The sequence below is a fragment of the Streptomyces sp. Root1304 genome (genome assembly GCF_001426405.1).
Classification (GTDB): Bacteria; Actinomycetota; Actinomycetes; order Streptomycetales; family Streptomycetaceae; genus Streptomyces.
In genome coordinates this window covers 920,403-936,250 of sequence record NZ_LMEP01000012.1, presented here as the reverse complement: position 1 = coordinate 936,250, position 15,848 = coordinate 920,403, and the positions used below count along the sequence as shown (strand labels likewise).

Genomic DNA, 15,848 nt, shown 5'->3' with positions numbered 1-15,848 from the left:
TCGATCGCCCCGGGCCCCTTCCGTACGTCCTGCGGCGGCCCGCGCGGTCCCGTACGTCCTACAGCAGCTCGCGCAGCCGCTCCGCGAGCAGGTCCCAGCGCCACTTCTCCTCGACCCAGACGCGTCCGCGCTCGCCCATGCGGGCGCGGAGTTCCGGGTCCAGGAGGAGGGTGGTGACGCGGTCCGCGGTGTCCTCGGCGGACTCGCCTCGGACGACCCAGCCGGTCTCGCCGTCCAGGACGGCGTCGGGGGCGCCGCCGGAGTCGCCCGCGACGACCGGGAGGCCGGTCGCGGAGGCCTCCAGGTAGACGATGCCGAGGCCCTCGACGTCGAGGCCGCCGCGGCGGGTGCGGCAGGGCATGGCGAAGACGTCGCCGGCCCCGTAGTGGGCGGGCAGCTCCGACCAGGGGACGGCGCCGGTGAAGCGTACGGATCCGGCCACGCCGGTCTCGGCGGCGAGGCGGCGCAGGTCCTTCTCGTACGGGCCGCCGCCGACGATCAGGAGGACCGCGTCGGGCACCCGGCGCAGGATCGCCGGCAGGGCCGTGATCAGGGTGTCCTGACCCTTGCGCGGCACCAGCCGGGAGACGCAGACGACGACCGGCCGGTCGCTCAGGCCGAGCCGGGCGCGGACCTCGTCGCCGCCCGAGCCGGGGTGGAAGGTCTTCTCGTCCACCCCGGGCGGGAGCTGGACCATGCGTCCGGCAGCGGCGTGCGTGAGGGCCCCCGCGATCCGGGAGCGGGTGTACTCGCCGAGGTAGGTGATCGTGTCCGTGCCCTCGCCGATCCGCCGCAGCAGCTGCCGGGCGGCGGGCAGCTGGGCCCAGCCCGCCTCGTGGCCGTGCGTGGTGGCGACCAGCCGCCGGGCGCCGGCCCTGCGCAGCGCGGGCGCCATCAGGCCGAGCGGGGCGGCCGCGCCGAACCAGACCGACTCGCAGCCGTGCTCGCGGAGCAGGGCGGTGGCACGGGCGGTGACCCGAGGCGTCGGCAGCAGCATGGTGGTGCGATCACGGACAACCGTGAAAGGCTGTTCGGCGTCGAACGCGGCCGTCGCCTCGATCCCCTCGCGGCTGCGCTTCCAGGTGGAGGCGTAGACCACGATCCGGTCGGGATCCAGGCGCAGGGCCATGTTGTGCAGGAAGGCCTGGATTCCGCCGGGGCGTGGCGGGAAGTCGTTGGTTACGATCAGGGTCTTGTGCATCGTGGCCGACAGTACCGCGAGCGCACCCACCGCCCAGCACCACCACTCCCCCGCGCGAGCGGGCCGACAGGAGAAGGACGAGACAGTGATGACGGGCGCAGTGGGGAAGTGGTCACGCACGGGTCTACGGCTGCCGATCGGCCTCTGGGGACTCACCCGGGTCATCCTGCTGGTGTGCGTGTTCAAGATCGTGGTCATCCCCGGCCCGGACGTCACCAGTGACGTCGAGGACATCTACCAGGCCTGGTACGAGGTCCTCCGGAACGGCACGTACCCGCAGGACGACGTGACCTGGCAGTACCCGCCGGCCGCCGCCTTCGCGATCCTCGCCCCCGGGCTGCTGCCCTTCCTCGACTACTCCTCCGCCTTCTTCGTCCTCGCCTTCCTCTGCGACGCGCTCGTCTTCGGGCTGCTCACGTACACCGGCCGCCGGGCCGGCCGCTCGCTGCGCGGGGCCTGGATCTGGATCGCGGCCGTCCCGCTGCTCGGCCCGACCGCGTACGCCCGCTACGACGTGATGGTGACCGCCGTCGCGGTGGCCGCGGTGCTCGCGGCCGGCCGCAGCCCGCGCGTCCTCGGCGCGCTCGCCGGGTTCGGCGCGGTCCTGAAGGTCTGGCCGGTGCTGCTGCTCGCGGGCACGGCGAAGGGCCGGGCCACCTTCCGCTCCTGGTCGACGGCGGTGGGCGCGGCGGCCGCGGTGCTGCTGTTCTGCGTGCTGTGGATGCCGGGCGCGCTCGCCTTCCTCTCCTTCCAGCGCGACCGGGGCACGGAGGTCGAGTCGCTCGGTTCGATGGTCTTCCACGTGGCCCGGCAGTTCGGCTGGAGCGGCGAGGCCCGGATGAACTACGGCTCGATCGAGTTCCTCGGCCCGTACGTCTCCGTGGTCTCGACGGCCGCGATGGTGCTCACCTTCGCCGCCTTCGGCTGGCTGCTGCTGTGGCGCTTCCGGGCCCACCGCTTCACCTCCTCGACGGTCGCGGACGCGGCCTTCGTCGCGGTGCTGCTGTTCACGACGACGAGCCGGGTGCTCTCCCCGCAGTACATGCTGTGGCTGGTCGGTCTCGCGGCGGTGTGCCTGGCGTACCGGTCGAGCCGGATGGAGCGGCCCGTCCATCTGATCGTGTGGGCGACGGCGGTGACGCAGTTCGAGTTCCCGGTGTGGTTCTCGCACGTCACGCGGAGCGACCCGCTGGGCATCGCGGTGCTGTTCACCCGGAACGGTCTCCTCATCGCCGCCACCCTCATGGCCTGCCGCATCCTGTGGCGCCAGACGGTGACCGAACCGCGCCTCGCCGGGTCGGCGGTCGTGCCCGCGCAGGCGGTCCGCACGGAGCGCGAGAAGACCCTCTCCGGCTCCCACTGAGAACAGCCGGGCCGGGGGTCTAGCCCAGCCGCTCCCCCAGATACGTCCGCCAGTCCGCGGTGAAGTCCTCCGGTGTGGTGTCCAGCACCTCCCGGAGCGCCTGCTCCACCGCGCCGTCCCGGGCCGGGTGCGCGCCCACCGCCCGGTAGAAGGCCGTCAGCTTCGCCTCGCCCCACCGGTCCGCGATCAGCGCGCAGGCCAGCCAGCCCCCCTCGTACGCCCGCGCGAGCGCCTCCGCGTCGCCGCCGAAGGCGAAGTCCTCGTCCGCCGGGAGCCGGCCGGGCAGCTCGCCCGCGCGGACCGCGCGGCGCAGCTCGGGGGCGGCCTGGACGGGGGTGCGGTCGGTGCCCCGGTAGGCGACCCAGTCGGCGAAGCCCTCGGAGAGCCAGACCGGGGTCGAGGGGGTGGTGGCGGCGCGGGTCGCGACGTGGACGGTCTCGTGGGTGAGGACCAGGTCCCTGCCGAAGCCGCCCAGCACCCCGTACGCGTCGGGGTTGACGATCACCCGGTCCGCGGGGGCGTCCGGGCCGCCCCGGGTCTCCCCCGTGGTGACGGCCGCTATCCCCCGGTAGGAGGCGCCGGGCGCCCCGAGCAGCTCCCCCATCCCTTCGAGGGAGCCGGGGACGAGGACGACCACCTGCCGGGCCCAGTCGGCGGGCCAGGCGGCGGCGACCACGGGGACCGCCCGGTCGGCCGCCGCGGCGATCTCCCGGAGCCGTTCGGTGCTCGCGCCGACGCCGAGGACGAGCGAGCGGGCGCCGGTGACGGTCTTCACGTCGCCCTGCTCCCACAGCTGCCTGGGCGCCCCCTCGGCGGGGCGGTCCCCGCTCACGTACCAGCGGCCGTCCCGCCGGACGAGGTCGAGGACGCGGGCGCCGGTGACGGGCCGCCGGTCGTGGCCGCGGAGCCGGTAGCCGAGGTCGGCGCGGGCGGTGAGCCGGTCGGTGCCGGTGCGGTCGACGCCGGTGACCCGGTACGTCCAGCCGTCGAGCGGGACGGCGGCGAGCCGCCGGTAGACGGTGAGCGCGGCCGGGGCGTACGCGGGGTCGAGGGCGGCCAGATAGCCGGGCTCGTCACGGTCGAGGAGGGCGCGGGCGTGCCGGTCGAGGAGTGCCTGGACCTCCCGGGAGGCCGGCTCGGCGGGCGTCTTCGTCGCGCAGCCGACGAGGCCGGTGAGGGCGAGCAGCAGGGCCAGCAGGCAGGCCGTCGCCGGCCGCCGCGCTCCACACCCCTGACCTGCCACGCCTCCGATCGTACGGTCGGAGGGGCGGGGCCCGCTCCCGCTACCGGCTCAGACCCGGGTGACGGTGACGTGCGACATCATGTTCACCGGGTCGTAGCGGACCCGGGCGCCGGGGTAGGGGGCGTGGATGACCTGCCCGTTGCCCGCGTAGATCGCGACGTGGCTGGCGTCGCCGCGGTAGGTGACGAGGTCCCCGGGCTGCGCCTGCGAGAGCGGCACGTGCCGGCCCGCGTTCCGCTGCGCCGAGGAGGTGCGCGGCAGGCTGATCCCCGCCTGCCGGTACGACCAGACCATCAGGCCCGAGCAGTCGAAGGCGGAGGGTCCTGTCGCGCCCCACACGTACGGCTTGCCGATCGCGCTGCGGGCGGCGATCACCGCGGCCGCGGCGCGCGAGGAGGCGGGGCCGAGGTCGGCCAGGGGCGGCAGTTCCCCGGCCTCCGAGCGGGCGCCGGAGCGGGAGGAGCGGTCGTAGTCGGCGCGCTCCTCGACGGTGAGGCTCGCGAGGACCCGGCGGGCCTCGGCGAGCTTGCGCTCGACGGTGCGCTTGTGGCGGGCGACCTCGGCGCGGCTGCGCTCCAGTTCACCGAGGGCGGTACGGGCCTCGGCGCGCTTCTGGTCCAGCCGGCGCTGTTCCCGGACGAGTTCGCCGAGTGCGGCGCTCTGCCGGACGGTGGCCCGGTCGAGGGCCGAGGCCCGGTCGAGGTAGGTGTCCGGGTCGGAGGAGAGCAGCAGGGCGAGGGCGGGGTCGATGCCGCCGGAGCGGTACTGGGCGCCGGCGACCGAACCGAGCGCGCCCCGCATGCGGTTGATGCGTTCCTGCCCCCGGGCGAGGCCGTCCTGGGCCTGCGAGACGGTCCTGCGCAGCGCGTCCGCCTTCTCGTCCGCCCGGTTGTAGCCCTCCGTCGCCTTCTCGGCCTCTTCGAAGAGGCGGTCCACGGTGGCGCGGCCGGCCGCGGGTCCGGCCCCGGGGTCGGCGCTCGCGGGCACGGCCCCGAGGGAGGCGGCCGCGGTGGCCGCGGCGGCGGCGGTGAGGACGGTGACCCTGGCGGGTCGGCGGTGGGACGCCACGAACGCGCTCCGTTCGGCTCGACGCAGACTGGCGCGGCAGACAGTAGCCGCTGATCACTCCGCGTCCAACGAAGCCGATGGACACACAAAGTGACGCCCCGCCGGAGATCACAGGTCACCGGCGGGGCGTCAGGTCAGCGCGTGTCGCGGCGAACCACCCGTTCGGGCGGCATACCGCAGCGGGTCGCGGGGTCAGCCGGCGATGCGGACGCCGAACTGGAAGGACCCCATGGTGTTCATCGACTCGTAGCGCACGTAGGCGCCCGAGTAGGGGGCGTGCAGCACCGTGTTGTTGCCCGCGTACAGGCCGACGTGCTGGAGGCCGTTGAAGAAGACCAGGTCGCCCGGCTTGAGCTGGCTGCGGCCGATCTTCGTGCCGTCGTTCTGCTGGGTGTACGTGGTGCGGGTGAGCCTGACGCCGGCCTGGCGGTAGGACCACTGGGTCAGACCCGAGCAGTCGAACGAGGAGGGGCCCTCGTGGCCGGAGGCGTACGGCATGCCGACGCGGGTGGCGGCGGCGGAGAGCGCGGCGGCGCCGAAGCCGCTCGCGGGAGCCTCGTTGCCCAGGTCCACGCGCTCGCTGGCGGCGCGGCTGGCCCGCTGCTCCTTCTCCTCCATCTTGGCCCGCTCGGCCGCGGTCAGGGTGTTGAGGAGCTGGCGCGCCTCGGCGAGCTTGCCCTGGAACTTCTTCTTCTTCGCGCCGAGGGTCTTGCGGACGTCCTCGAGGTCGGCCAGCTTCGTGGTGGCCTCGGCCCGCTCCTGGGCGAGCGTCCGCTGCTTGGCCTGGATCGAGGTGAGCACGTCGGCCTGCTGGGCGCTCAGCTGGTCGATCGCGGACGCCTTGTCGAGGTAGGTGTCCGGGTCGGCGGAGAGGAAGAGCTGGAGCGCCGGGTCGATGCCGCCGGAGCGGTACTGGGCGCTGGCGACCGAACCGATCTGGTCCCGCAGGGTGTTGAGCTCCTGCTGACCGCGGGCCACCTTGTCCTGGAGGTTGCCGATCTCCTTCTGCAGCGTGCCGCGGCGCTCGTCGGCCAGGTTGTACTGCTCCGTGGCCTCCTCGGCCTCGTGGTGCAGCTTGTCGACCTTGGACTTGACCTCGTCGATGCTGGGCTTGGCGGGGGCCGCCTGGGCTCCGGACTGGGCGGTGAGCGCGACGGCCGCGGCCGCGGTCACGGTGAGCACGGTCACGCGGGTTCGGCTCGGCTGCTTGAGTCGACGGTGGGACGCCACGAAGGCGAGCTCCTTCTTCCTCAGAGCCGCCCAACCGGTCAGGGGCAGGCGGTTCCTCCGCCGCCACCCCGGATGGGTGATCAACCGCGCGAAGGTTCGAAGCCCGACCCTAGTGACCAAGTTGTGATCAGTTCAAATCCCACCGGCAAAAATATCGCTCACGCACCACATTATTTACATGCATCACACGGGCAGTGATGAGCACTTGACGGTCCGCCATCCAGAAATCGGTCAAAAGACCCAGGAGTTGCAATGCGTCACTGAAGCCGCGAAAGCCGCTTCAGCAACAAGGCGGACGCGACGGGCCGCGCCCCCGCCTTCGCCACTCCGTCGGCGACCTCGCGGTCCGTGGAGACCACCACGACCGGCCGGCCCGGCGGCTCCGCCCGTACCAGCTGACGAATCAACTCGTCGGCCGTCACACCCGGCTTGGAGAACAGCACCCGCACCCCGCGCGGCGGCGCGAGCAGCACCGGGGCGGCCAGCTCCGCGCCGTCGAAGACACAGGTGACCTCGGCGCCCGAGCGGGCCGCCAGCGCCGAGAGGCTGCCGAGCAGCCGCAGCCGCTGCTTCTCCAGCGGCATGGTCGGATAGCCGGTCTTGGTGACGTTGTAGCCGTCGACGACCAGATGTGCCTGCGGCAGCGCGAGCAGCTGGTCGAGCAGCGCCGGATCGGTCTCGGAGAGCGCCCGCGCCGCGATGTCCTTCGGGGACATCCGCCCCGGCTCCACCGCGTCCACGGTGTCGGCCGGGTGCACGGAGACGGGCGGCAGCGCCAGTTCGCGGCGCAGCCCCTGGGCCGCGTCGAGCACGGTGTCGAGGAGCAGCCGCAGCCGCATGTCCTCCACCGAACGCCCCTCGCGGGCGGTCCTGCGGCTGGCTTCGAGCGCCGCCTCCACCTCGCCGAGCCGGGCCTTGAGACGCCGGGTCTCGCTCTCGGCGGAGGACACCTGGGCCGCCGACTCGGCCCGCGCGGCCTCGATCTCGCCCTGGACCTTGCGCAGCGCGGCCTCGCCGCGCTTCACGTCACTCTGGGCGCTGCGCAGCTTGCGGTGCAGCGACTCCGCTTCCTTGCGGGCCGCTTCGAGGTCGTGCCGCAGCTGCTCGGTCTCGGTCCGGGTGCGGTCCCGGGCGGCGGCGAGCTCCTCGCGCAGCCGGTCCAGCTCGCGCCGGCCGGCCTCGTCGGCCCGCTCGGCGTCGACCCGTTGGGCCTCCTCGCCCGCGGCGGCGACCAGCTTGACCCAGCCGGGCGGGCGCAGCACATAGGCGGCGGCCGCCACGTCCACGGGGTCGGCGGCGGCGGGCGGGGTGCCGGTCTCCACGGCGCCGGCCAGCTCGGGCTGGCCCTGCTTGAACCGTTCGCCGATCCGCTGCCGGAACAGCGGGTCGCTCTCCAGGGCCGCCGCCATCGCGTTGCCGGCGAACTTGGCCCGCCGGCTCGCGGTGAAACGGGCGTACTGCCTCAGGGGTGCGGGCAGCTCCGCGACGGTCAGCCCGCCGAAGGCGTCGGCGACCAGCGCGACGACCCGCCGCCGTACGCCTTCCGGCAGTGGGTGGTCGAGCGTCTCGGCAGCGTCACCTGCCGCGCCGGCCGGCTCTCCACCGTGCGCGGGCTGCTCCACGATCCGTCACCCCTATGTCGTCCGCGCCGTCCCTCAGGAGGCGGCGCCCGGCCTGTCCACCAGTTCGATCTGGTCCACCGCGTTGCACCAGCGGCAGCGGACCGACTCGATGGTCTCACTGACCACCTGCCGCTCCTCGACCGTGGGATCGCCCGCGAGGTCCAGATGGACGTACTCGACGACCTTGGAGGAGCGCGTCACGTCGAAGCGGGTGAGGTTGCCGCAGAGCGTGCAGCGCCAGCGGGTCTCGGCGGTCGGCAGGGGAACCGTCGTCATCGAGCCGTCCTTCTTCCTGTCTGGGTGGTACCAGGTGCGGGAGCCGCGGTGCGCCGTCGAACTGCGGTCGTTCTGCCCGCAACCCTACGGCCTCGCCGGTACCCGGAGGCACGGCGAGGCACTCTGTCCACTTCGGCCCCGGTACGCCATGATCTGTCCATGATCGACTGGCGAGGCACGACCCTCGGTGCCTGGCGCGGCACCCGCAGCGGGCCCACGGTGACGTACGGACTGATCGCCGCCTGCTGCCTGTTCTTCGTGATCAGCCCGATCTCGGGACTGAACCCGATGCACGGCTCCGGGGACCAGCTCCTCGCGGCGCAGGGCGCGTACTTCCGCCGCTGGGGCGTCGTCCCCGCCGAGCTGATGGGCGGCGAGCCCCGCGCCCTGCTCACCCCGCTCACCGCGCTCTTCGTGCACGGCAGCTGGCTCCACCTGCTGGGGAACATGCTCTTCCTCTACGTCTTCGGCGCGATGGCCGAGGAGCGCATGGGCCCGGTCGAGTTCGCCCTCTTCTACCTGGGCACCGGCTATCTCGCCCTGCTCGGGTACGCGGTGGCGCACGCGCACAGCGAGCAGACCCTCGTGGGGGCGTCGGGGGCGATCTCCGGGGTACTGGGGGCCTTCCTCTTCCTCTTCCCGCGCTCCCGGGTCACCAGCCTCTTCCCCTTCCTCTTCTTCCTGCCGCTGCGCTTCCCCGCCTGGATCGTGCTGATCTTCTGGTTCGTGCTCCAGTGGCTGGCCGCGCGGACGGCGGGGGCGGGCCCGGGCGTCGCCTATCTGGCCCATGTCGTCGGCTTCTGCGTCGGCTTCCTCTACGCCTGGGGGCGCCACCGGGGTGGGGATAGAGTGAAAGCCCAAGCCGCGGCGACCGAGGGAGAAAGCCAGCCGTGATCACCGCGATCGTGCTCATCAAGACCAGCGTGGACCGCATCCCCGAGATCGCCGAGTCGATCGCCGCGCTCGACAGCGTCAGCGAGGTCTTCTCGGTGACCGGCACCTACGACCTCATCGCGATGGTCCGCGTGCCCCGCCACGACGACCTGGCGGACGTCATCCCGGGCAGCATCAGCAAGATCCCGGGCGTGGAGGCGACCGACACCCACGTCGCGTTCCGTACGTACTCCCAGCACGATCTGGAGGCGGCCTTCGCCATCGGTCTGGAGTCCTGAGACCCGCACGCGGCACGGTGAAGGGGGCCTCCCGGTCGGGAGGCCCCCTTCACCCGTACGAGTGAGCGCTCAGCCGCGGTCGGGGACGCAGCGGCCGTCCTCGGTGCGGTACTTCCACTGCGCGCCGTCGCGGACGAGCGCCTTCACGGCGCCGACGAACCGCTCCACGTGCTCGTCCGGCGTACCGGCGCCGAAGCTGACCCGGATGGCGTTGAGGGACCGCTCGCCCGGCGCCGCCTCGGGGGCGCCGCACTCGCCCGGGTCCTGCGGGTCGCTGCCGAGCAGGGTGCGGACCAGCGGGTGGGCGCAGAAGAGTCCGTCGCGGACACCGATGCCGTACTCGGCGGAGAGCGCGGCGGCGAAGTGGGAGCTGTTCCAGCCGTCCACCACGAAGGAGATGACGCCGACCCGGGGGGCGTCGTCGCCGAACAGCGAGAGCACCTTGACCTCGGGGACCTCGGCGAGGCCCTCGCGGACGGTGGCGATCAGGTGCCGCTCACGGGCGACGAGCCCGTCGAAGCCCGCCTCGGTGAGCGCCTTGCAGGCGGAGGCGATGGAGTACACGCCGATGACGTTCGGGGAGCCGGCCTCGTGCCGGGCCGCGGTGGTGTGCCACTCCACGTCCACACCACCGTCGGCACGGCGCGCCACCTTGCGGGAGGCGCCGCCGCCCGCGAGGTAGGGCTCGGAGTCCTGGAGCCAGTCGGCGCGGCCGGCGAGGACGCCGGAGCCGAAGGGCGCGTACAGCTTGTGTCCGGAGAAGGCGATCCAGTCCACGTCGAGTTCCTGGACGGAGACCGGGTGGTGGGGTGCCAGCTGGGCGGCGTCGAGCACGATCCGGGCGCCGTGGGCGTGCGCGGCGGCGGCGAGTTCCCTCACCGGCCACAGCTCGCCGGTGACGTTGGAGGCGCCGGTGACGCAGACCAGGGCGGGGCCGTAGGGGTCGCGGTCGGCGAGGGCGCGCTCCAGGGTCTCGACGGCCTGGGCGGGGGTGCGGGGCGCGTTGAGGTAGGTGACGCGGGCGTCGCGCCAGGGCAGCAGCGAGGCGTGGTGCTCGGTCTCGAAGACGAAGACCTCGCAGCCGGCCGGGATCACGGCGGCGAGCAGGTTGAGCGAGTCGGTGGTGGAGCGGGTGAAGACGACCTGGTCGTCGGCGCGGCAGTCGAGGAACCCGGCGACGGTGACGCGGCTGTTCTCGAAGAGGTCGGTGGAGAGCTGGGAGAGGTAGCCGGCGCCGCGGTGGACGCTGCCGTAGTACGGGGCGTACGCGGCGACGTCGTCCCAGACCCGCTGGAGGGCGGGGGCGCTGGCCGCGTAGTCGAGCGCCGCGTAGGTCACCTCGCCGCCGGTGACGAGCGGGACGGTGACGTCCCGGCCGAGGACGGGCAGCGGGGCGGCGCAGCAGGGGTCGGCGGACTCGGCGACGGCGGACTCGACGGTGGCGGCGACGGTCTCGACGGTGGCGGTGGCGACGGCGTCAGGGCGTGCGGACATGGCGGTATCTCCCGGCGGGCGGTGCTGAATGGCTTCGGTGATCCCGTACGCGGCCGGACACGGCGGGGTACGGGTGATGCCTCGGGGTGCACGGGAGGGCATGGCGGTACACGGCGGCATGCGCGGGTACGCGGAAGTGACCCTGATCCGATGATCCGAGGGTGAAGTAGGGGCGGACTCGCCCTATCGCATTCGCTTGCTCACGGAAAAAGCTCCTCGAGAGACCAGGACCCCTGGTGTGTCGAGGGGTCCGCGCTTGCCGTAGACCTCGCTGCCTACGGCCTGGTCATCACCCGGGGCACCCCGCCACGGACGGAGGGTTGCCGGACAGCAAGCCGGGGCCAAAACGCTGTCACTCGTGACCTACGGAGCATCCTGCCACATGATCGACGAACCGCAAGACCCCGGTCCGCATGCTGGACCGGGGTCGTACGGCGACGCGACCTAGGCGTTGCTGGCGGCGATCCATCGTTCGAGGGCCCGGCGGGCCTCTCCGGAGTCGATGGACTCCGCGGCCCGCGCGATGCCGGTGCGGATCTGCTCGGCGAGGGAGCCCTCCCCCGGCGCCAGCGCGGCCAGCGCCGCCGCCGAGTTGAGCAGCACCGCGTCCCGTACCGGGCCGGTCTCCCCGGCGAGCAGCCGACGGGCGACGTCGGCGTTGTACGAGGCGTCGGCGCCGCGCAGGGCCTCCACCGGTACGAGGTCGATGCCGACGTCCCGGGGGTCGAAGGCCTCCTCCCGCACCGAGCCGTCCCGGACCACCCAGACCCGCGAGGTGGCCGTGGTGGTCAACTCGTCGAGGCCGTCGTCGCCGCGGAAGACGAGCGCGGAGGAACCGCGCTCGGCCAGCACCCCGGCGACGATGGGGGCCACCCGGGCGTCGGCCACACCGGTCGCCTGTGCCTTCACCCGGGCCGGGTTGGTGAGCGGGCCGAGGAAGTTGAAGACGGTCCGGATGCCGAGTTCCTTGCGGGCCGTCGCCACGTGCCGCAGCGCCGGGTGGAACTTCACCGCGAAGCAGAAGGTGATCCCGGCCTCCTCGGCGACCTCGACGACCCGCTTCGGGGTCAGGTTGAGGTTGACGCCGAGCTTCTCCAGGACGTCGGAGGCGCCGGAGGCGGAGGACGCGGCCCGGTTGCCGTGCTTGACGACCTTGGCGCCGGTGCCCGCGACGACGATCGCGGACATGGTGGAGATGTTGACGGTCTTGGCGCCGTCGCCGCCGGTGCCGACGATGTCGACGGAAGGTCCGGGCACGTCGATCGTGTTGGCGTGCTCGTACATCGTGCGGACGAGGCCGGTGATCTCCTCGACGGTCTCGCCCTTGGCGCGCAGGGCGACCACGAATCCGGCGATCTGGGCGTCGGTCGCCTCGCCGCGCAGGATACGGTCCATCGCCCAGGCGGTGTCCTCGGCGCTCTGGTCGCGGCCGGACAGCAGACCGTCCAGTACGGCGGGCCAGGAGCGGCCCGCCGACGTAGGTCCTCCAGCGGGGGTCGCAGCGCTCATGGCAGCTCCTGGTCAGTCCGTAGGGAATACGGCTCCACCCTATCGACCCCGGGGGACGGCAAAGAGCCCCGTCCATCGAATGGACGGGGCTCTCGCCGTGGCGACTTGTCTCAAGTCAGGAGTTCAGGTGATCAGTGGTGGCCGTGGCCGCTCTGGATCTCCTTGTACTCCTCGGCCGTGGGCTTGGCGATCTGGCTGTCGTCGCCGTAGTAGCCCTTGTTGAGCTTGACCCGGAGCTTCTCCATGCGCCCGACCTTGCGCTCCACGCCGTTGTCGTCGACGGCCGGCGGAAGCTCCGCGGCGTCGTACTGCTCGTGCGCCGTGAGGCGGTGCAGCTCGCCCTGGCTGAGCGGCTCGTGGACCTCGACGAACTCACCGTGCGGCAGGCGCTTGATGATGCCCGACTCGCGGCCGTGCAGCACCTTGTCCTTGTCCCGGCGCTGGAGGCCGAGGCAGATCCGCTTGGTGGCGATGAACGCGATGACCGGTCCGAGGAAGAAGAAGATCCGGACGAACCAGGTGATCGAGTTCAGCGACAGGTGGAAGTGGGTCGCCCAGAGGTCGTTTCCACCACCCACGAGCATGATCATGTACGCGGTGATCCAGGCGACACCGAAGGCGGTGCGCGTCGGAGCGTTGCGCGGGCGCTGCGCGATGTGGTGCTCGCGCTTGTCGCCGGTGATCCACGACTCGATGAACGGGTAGACCGCGATGGCCGCGAGGACCGCCGGGAAGATCGCCAGCGGGATCATCACACCGAGGACCAGCGTGTGGCCCCACAGGTTGATCTCCCAGCCCGGCATCACACGGATCAGACCCTCGGCGAAGCCCATGTACCAGTCGGGCTGGGCGCCGGTGGACACCTGGTCCGGGCGGTACGGGCCGATGGCCCAGATCGGGTTGATCGAGGCGATGGCCGCGATGACCGCGATGACACCGAAGACCAGGAAGAAGAAGCCTCCGGCCTTGGCCATGTAGACCGGCAGCAGCGGCATGCCCACGACGTTCTTGTTCGTCCGGCCGGGGCCGGCGAACTGCGTGTGCTTGTGGAAGAACACCAGGATGAGGTGGGCGACCACGAGGCCGAGCATGATGCCGGGCAGCAGCAGGACGTGGGCCGAGTAGAACCGGGCCACGAAGTCGCCGCCGGGGAACTCCCCGCCGAACAGGAACATCGACAGGTACGTGCCGACGACCGGCACGGACAGGATCGCGCCCTGCATGAAGCGGACACCGGTGCCGGAGAGCAGGTCGTCCGGGAGCGAGTAACCGGTGAAGCCGGTGAACATGCCCAGGAAGAACAGCAGGAAGCCGAACAGCCAGTTGATCTCACGCGGCTTGCGGAACGCGCCCGTGAAGAAGACGCGCATCATGTGCACGAACATGCCGGCGAGGAAGATCAGCGCCGCCCAGTGGTGGATCTGCCGGATCAGCAGACCACCGCGCACCTCGAACGAGATGTGCATGGTCGAGTTGAACGCCTCGGACATCAGCTGTCCCTGGAGCGGGACGTACGGTCCGACGTACTCCACCTCGTTCATCGACGGGTGGAAGAACATCGTCAGATAGACGCCCGTCAGGATGATGATGAGGAAGCTGTAGAGGCAGATCTCGCCCAGCATGAAGGACCAGTGGTCCGGGAAGATCTTCCGCATGTTGGCCTTGGCCAGCGTGTAGATCCCCAGGCGACCGTCGGCCCAGTCGGCGACCCGCTCACCCGCGGGTGCCTTCTTCGTATCCGTCACAGTGCTCATCCGCGCTCCCAGAAGGCAGGACCGACGGGCTCGTCGAAGTCGCCGAGCGCCTCCAGGAAGCCCTTGTCGTTCACGCCGATCCGCAGCTGCGGGAGGGCGTGACCGGCCGGGCCGAAGATGACGCGGGCGCCGTCGGAGAGGTCGAAGGTGGACTGGTGGCACGGGCAGAGGACGTGGTGCGTCTGCTGCTCGTACAGGGAGATCGGGCAGCCCACGTGGGTGCAGATCTTCGAGAAGGCGACGATGCCCTCGTGCGACCACTCGAGCTCGCGCTTGTCCTTGATGTCGTCCGGCTGGATGCGGACGATCATCAGGGCGGCCTTGGCGATCTCGGTCTGGAAGTTCTCGTCGTGCTCCGACAGCCCTTCCGGCATCGCGAAGGTCAGCGAACCGACCGCGACGTCCTCGGGACGCAGCGGCTCGTGCGTGTTCATGTTGATGAGCTGGAGGCCCTTGGTCCACAGCGTGGTCCGGAGCTTCTTCTCGGGCAGCGGGCCCATGTCACGCAGCAGCACGATGCCGGAGAGCGGTACGAGCGACAGCGCGCCGAACATCGTGTTGCGGATGAGCTTGCGGCGGCCCATGCCGGACTCGGCGGCACCGGCCGCGAAGTCCGACATGACCTTCGCCTTGGTCTCGGCGTCGGCCTGGATCGGGTGCCGCTCGTCCGCGATCTCGACGTCGGACATCAGGGTGCGGGCCCAGTGGACCGCGCCCGCGCCGATGAAGAAGAGGGCGAGGCCGAGGGTCCAGCCCAGCGCGAAGTTGAGCGCGGACACCCGGCCGAAGGGCCAGATGTACACGATCTTGTCGACCGGGAAGATCACGTACGAGGCGATGAAGCCGACAGTGGCCAGCATCGACAGCGTGAACATGAAGGCGACCGCGCGCTCGGACCGACGGGCGGCCCGCTCGTCGATGTCCTGGATGCGGGGCTTGTGGGGCGGGAGGCCCGGGTCGGCGAACGGGTCGTCGGCGACCATCACCGCGCCGTGCGCGGTGTCCTGCCCTGCCGGCAGGTTCTCTTCTGGAATCTCTTGGCTACTCATGACTTCTTGGCCTTAGCGGTGTGGGCCGCGACCCAGATGGCAACTGCGATCAGCGCGCCCAGACCGAAGATCCAGGCGAACAGGCCCTCACTGACGGGGCCGAGACCACCGAGCGAGAGTCCGCCCGGGTTGTCGGCCTTCTCGCCGTTGACGGCCTGGACGTACGCGATGATGTCCTTCTTCTCCTTCTCCGGCATGGTCGTGTCCGGGAAGGAGGGCATGTTCTGCGGGCCGGTCTGCATGGCCTCGTAGAGGTGCTTCGGGCTCACGCCTTCGAGGCTCGGGGCGTACTTGCCATAGGTCAGCGCGCCACCCTCGCCGGTGAAGTTGTGGCACTGGGCACAGTTGGTGCGGAACAGCTCGCCACCGCGAGCGGCGTCGGCTCCGGCCGGGTTGTACTGGGCCTCGGTCGGGATGACCGCACCGGCACCGAGAGAGGCGACGTACGCCGCGAGCTGATCGATCTCAGCCTGCGAGTAGATGACCTTCTTCTTCGGGACCTGGGCGCCCGGCTGCTGGGCCGGCATGCGACCCGTGCCGACCTGGAAGTCGACGGCGGCCGAACCGACGCCGACGAGGGACGGGCCGTCAGTGGTGCCCTGACCCCCGGTTCCGTGGCAGCTGGCGCAGCCGACGGAGTAGAGCTTCTTCCCCTCCTCGATGGCGAGGGACTGGGCGGTTTCATCGGCCTTCGCCGTGCCCGCGGGCGCGAACGCGGCGTACAGCCCCCCAGTGGCCGCCAGCGCGAGAAGTAGGACGACGACCGCCGCCAGCGGATGGCGTCGTCGTGCGGAGAGCTTTTTCACGGATTACCCCGGTGTCAGGATCTTCTGCGTCGATGCTTGCTGGATGTCTCGGTCCGCCATG

At 71.7% G+C, this 15,848-nt stretch carries 14 protein-coding genes and 1 riboswitch; of the genes, 3 read left to right on the top strand and 11 right to left on the bottom strand.

Annotation, left to right across the window (positions count from 1 at the left end):
* Nucleotides 1-58: 58 nt before the first annotated feature.
* Nucleotides 59-1,201 (bottom strand): glycosyltransferase family 4 protein, encoded by a 1,143-nt coding sequence (locus tag ASD33_RS17055; protein ID WP_056561534.1) that lies wholly within the window; start codon nucleotides 1,199-1,201, stop codon nucleotides 59-61.
* Nucleotides 1,202-1,289: 88 nt separating this feature from the next.
* Here ASD33_RS17055 and ASD33_RS17050 point away from each other — a divergent pair, with 88 nt between their 5' ends.
* The gene (locus ASD33_RS17050) at nucleotides 1,290-2,564 is read left to right on the top strand and encodes a glycosyltransferase 87 family protein (protein ID WP_056560487.1); all 1,275 of its coding nucleotides are present in this window, start codon (nucleotides 1,290-1,292) and stop codon (nucleotides 2,562-2,564) included.
* Between the two features lie 19 nt (nucleotides 2,565-2,583).
* Here the strand turns inward: ASD33_RS17050 and ASD33_RS17045 are convergent, their stop codons facing one another.
* From ASD33_RS17045 to ASD33_RS17025, 5 genes are all read right to left on the bottom strand, one after another.
* Nucleotides 2,584-3,807 (bottom strand): hypothetical protein, encoded by a 1,224-nt coding sequence (locus ASD33_RS17045; RefSeq protein WP_056560484.1) that lies wholly within the window; start codon nucleotides 3,805-3,807, stop codon nucleotides 2,584-2,586.
* 48 nt (nucleotides 3,808-3,855) lie between these two features.
* Entirely contained in the window at nucleotides 3,856-4,875 is a 1,020-nt protein-coding gene (locus ASD33_RS17040; RefSeq protein WP_056560481.1) for a C40 family peptidase, read from the bottom strand.
* Between the two features lie 192 nt (nucleotides 4,876-5,067).
* Nucleotides 5,068-6,105, bottom strand: coding sequence for a C40 family peptidase (locus tag ASD33_RS17035; protein WP_056560478.1), 1,038 nt, complete (start codon nucleotides 6,103-6,105; stop codon nucleotides 5,068-5,070).
* A 257-nt stretch (nucleotides 6,106-6,362) separates the two neighbouring features.
* The gene (locus tag ASD33_RS17030) at nucleotides 6,363-7,727 is read right to left on the bottom strand and encodes an NYN domain-containing protein (RefSeq protein WP_056560476.1); all 1,365 of its coding nucleotides are present in this window, start codon (nucleotides 7,725-7,727) and stop codon (nucleotides 6,363-6,365) included.
* Nucleotides 7,728-7,760: 33 nt separating this feature from the next.
* Complete coding sequence (locus ASD33_RS17025) at nucleotides 7,761-8,003, bottom strand: hypothetical protein (protein WP_017238847.1); 243 nt, start codon at nucleotides 8,001-8,003, stop codon at nucleotides 7,761-7,763.
* Nucleotides 8,004-8,162: 159 nt separating this feature from the next.
* Here ASD33_RS17025 and ASD33_RS17020 point away from each other — a divergent pair, with 159 nt between their 5' ends.
* Nucleotides 8,163-8,897, top strand: coding sequence for a rhomboid family intramembrane serine protease (locus ASD33_RS17020; protein ID WP_056560473.1), 735 nt, complete (start codon nucleotides 8,163-8,165; stop codon nucleotides 8,895-8,897).
* A complete protein-coding gene (locus ASD33_RS17015; RefSeq protein WP_030205672.1) occupies nucleotides 8,894-9,175 on the top strand; it encodes an Lrp/AsnC ligand binding domain-containing protein in 282 nt (93 codons plus the stop codon). The genes ASD33_RS17020 and ASD33_RS17015 overlap by 4 nt, the downstream gene beginning before the upstream one ends.
* Before the next feature lie 69 nt (nucleotides 9,176-9,244).
* Here the strand turns inward: ASD33_RS17015 and ASD33_RS17010 are convergent, their stop codons facing one another.
* The 5 genes from ASD33_RS17010 to ASD33_RS16990 all read right to left on the bottom strand — a co-directional run bounded on the left by ASD33_RS17010 (nucleotide 9,245) and on the right by ASD33_RS16990 (nucleotide 15,787).
* Nucleotides 9,245-10,669 carry an aminotransferase class V-fold PLP-dependent enzyme gene (locus ASD33_RS17010; RefSeq protein ID WP_242427014.1) on the bottom strand — a complete coding sequence of 475 codons (1,425 nt, stop codon included), beginning with the start codon at nucleotides 10,667-10,669 and terminating at the stop codon, nucleotides 9,245-9,247.
* Nucleotides 10,670-10,916: 247 nt separating this feature from the next.
* Nucleotides 10,917-11,033: riboswitch (SAM riboswitch) on the bottom strand.
* 80 nt (nucleotides 11,034-11,113) lie between these two features.
* Nucleotides 11,114-12,178 carry an anthranilate phosphoribosyltransferase gene (gene trpD / locus ASD33_RS17005; RefSeq protein ID WP_056560469.1) on the bottom strand — a complete coding sequence of 355 codons (1,065 nt, stop codon included), beginning with the start codon at nucleotides 12,176-12,178 and terminating at the stop codon, nucleotides 11,114-11,116.
* Nucleotides 12,179-12,309: 131 nt separating this feature from the next.
* A complete protein-coding gene (locus tag ASD33_RS17000; RefSeq protein WP_056560465.1) occupies nucleotides 12,310-13,932 on the bottom strand; it encodes a cytochrome bc complex cytochrome b subunit in 1,623 nt (540 codons plus the stop codon).
* Nucleotides 13,929-14,981, bottom strand: coding sequence for a Rieske 2Fe-2S domain-containing protein (locus tag ASD33_RS16995; RefSeq protein ID WP_056560462.1), 1,053 nt, complete (start codon nucleotides 14,979-14,981; stop codon nucleotides 13,929-13,931). Before ASD33_RS16995 ends, ASD33_RS17000 begins: the two co-directional genes overlap by 4 nt.
* The gene (locus ASD33_RS16990) at nucleotides 14,978-15,787 is read right to left on the bottom strand and encodes a c-type cytochrome (RefSeq protein WP_056560459.1); all 810 of its coding nucleotides are present in this window, start codon (nucleotides 15,785-15,787) and stop codon (nucleotides 14,978-14,980) included. Before ASD33_RS16990 ends, ASD33_RS16995 begins: the two co-directional genes overlap by 4 nt.
* Between the last annotated feature and the right edge of the window lie 61 nt (nucleotides 15,788-15,848).